This is a genomic window from Streptomyces africanus (genome assembly GCF_002150735.1).
GTDB lineage: Bacteria > Actinomycetota > Actinomycetes > Streptomycetales > Streptomycetaceae > Streptomyces > Streptomyces africanus.
Map to the genome: position 1 here is coordinate 1 of NZ_MUKA01000515.1, position 2,194 is coordinate 2,194.

Here is a 2,194-nt window from a genome sequence, read left to right on the forward strand (position 1 = left end):
CCGCCGCCGCTGCGTTCTGGGGACCCGACAGCTCCCAGAACGCAGCGGCGGCGGGGTCGTTCATCCAGCGGCTGATGAGCGGAAGATCGCGTTGGACGCGCACGGGGACGATGTGGAAGACGCCCGCGGGTGTGTCGGTCGGCCCCCAGTCGGCGACGCGGTCGAGGAGATCGTCCGTGCCCTGGTCCGGCCACCCGACTCCATGGCTGCCAGACGTCTCGTCCGCGAGGGGGGCGAGGAGTTCGTCGGGGAGCCGCAGGTCCATGGTGTCTTCGCCATGGCCGCCCGCACCGGAACCCGCACCCGAATCCGCACCGGAGTCCCCGTCGGCTCCCGTGCTGGAGTCGACCCGGGAACCGGCGTCGGACCCGGCGTCGAAACGGGCGTGGGAGCCGGCACCGGCGTTGACGTCGGCCGTGGCTGGGACAGCGGCACCGGCATGGGCGGTCGGGTCGGCGGAAGGCACCAAACGCTCCTCTCAGGAAAGGGGTGAGGCGTGTCCTCAGGGAGGAAGGAGGTCGGTTGTGTTCAGGACGGTCAGGATGATCAGCGGTGCAGGGGGTTGGCGATGGTGACGTAGACGGACTGGGTGTCGACCGGGCCGACGAGTTCGTCGAGGCCGTGGAGCCGGGTCAGCAGGTTGGCCTTGCAGCGCAGCACGGGTGAGTCGAGCAACCGGGCCGGCAACGAGGAGCGCAGCCGGGCCGGACCGGCGGCGACGTTCCCGAGGAAACGGCGGAAGGCGGCGAGCAGCAGCCGCTCGTCGGCCAACCTCTGGGAGCCGAAAGCTCCGATGAGGCCGAGGACGTTGTTGACCGCCAGGTAGTAGACGAAGCGCTCGTCGGTGACCTCGTCGCAGACGAACGTGTCGCTCCGCTCACCGATGCCGGGCAGCCGGGCGTCGAGGTCCGCGCGTCGGGACTCGCGGAAGTAGTAGCCCTGGTTGTCTCGGTAGCGGCCGCCCGCGGGCCATCCGTCGGGGTCCAGCAGGAGCAGGGTGTTCTGCTGGTGAGCCTCCAGGGCGATGCCGGCCTCTCCGTCCAGCCAGAGGACAGGACGCACGACGTGCTCTAGGTAGCGCAGGAACCACTCGGTGGCGACGGCTCCGCGAGGCCGACCGGTCCGGCGGGCGAGACGCGTGACGACTTCGGCCAGCCGGGATCGAAGGACCGGGCCGTGGATGTCCGGGCGGTCGGGAGCCGTTCCCGGCGGTGCAGGCGAGCACGGGCGCGGCGAGACCAATCCGGCAACGCAGGAGACATCGTCGGAAGGGCTGAACGGGTTGTGGCGGATCACCACGTCCAGCCCGGTCAAGGGGGCACCGTCGGAACCTCCGGTGCCATCGGTGCCCCCGGATCCAACGGACCCAGCGGGTCCACCGGGTCCACCGGGTCCACCGGGTCCACCGGGTCCACCGACAGCGATCCAGGCCGGGTCGCGAACGATGTCGAAGCACGGGTGAACGGCCCGCCATTGCTGCGCCAGTCCGCTGCGGAGCAGGCGATGGACCTCGACACCGCGGTGGAGTTCCTTACGGAGGTTCTCGCGACGGGAGTTGGTGATGCGCACGCCCAGCGACAGCTTGAGCATCGCGGGGGCACCGGATCGGTAGACGGTGCGTACGGAGGAGGTGGGGTGCCAGGGAGTGCCATGAGCGCCGAGGTCGCGGAGCAGTCCGCTGTCGAGCAGGGCGGCGGTCTCCGGGCGGTGCCGGACCTCGCGTGCCTGCCAGGGATGGAGGGGCAACAGGGCGTACCCGTCCGGCAGAGGCAGGTCGGTCTCGGCCAGGCGTGCGGTGAGTCGGGCCGCGGCGACAGGGCGGCCGCGTTCGGTCCAGGCGGAGTCGGTGGCGAGGACGGAGGGGGAGACGGCCATCCAGTGCAGCGGGAAGGATCCGCACAACTCGGGCGAGTACAGCCGTGCTTCGGCCTCGGACAGACCCTCGCGGCTCTTGGGGGTCGGGTGCAGGGGGTGTCCGAGGACAAGTGACTGTTCTGCCGTCAGGAAGAGATCAGGGCCGTCGACCGGGCGTTCGCCACGGTCGCTGAGGAAGGAGGTGACACGGCGGAGGGAATCGGCAACACCCGCGACGAGTCCGACACCGTCGACGCGACGGCCATCAGCACCGTGGCCATGACCATGGTCGTTGTTGCTGTGCCCATGGCCGTCACCCTGGCCGTGGCCGTGGCCGTGG

At 70.6% G+C, this 2,194-nt stretch carries 1 protein-coding gene and 1 pseudogene; both read right to left on the minus strand.

Annotation, left to right across the window (positions count from 1 at the left end):
* Nucleotides 1-466 (minus strand): annotated as a pseudogene (locus CCL05_RS41125) (acetyltransferase); the annotation flags it as partial.
* Nucleotides 467-546: 80 nt separating this feature from the next.
* Nucleotides 547-2,194: IucA/IucC family protein (locus tag CCL05_RS41130; RefSeq protein ID WP_086565675.1), on the minus strand; the 1,648-nt coding region annotated here is incomplete at its 5' end.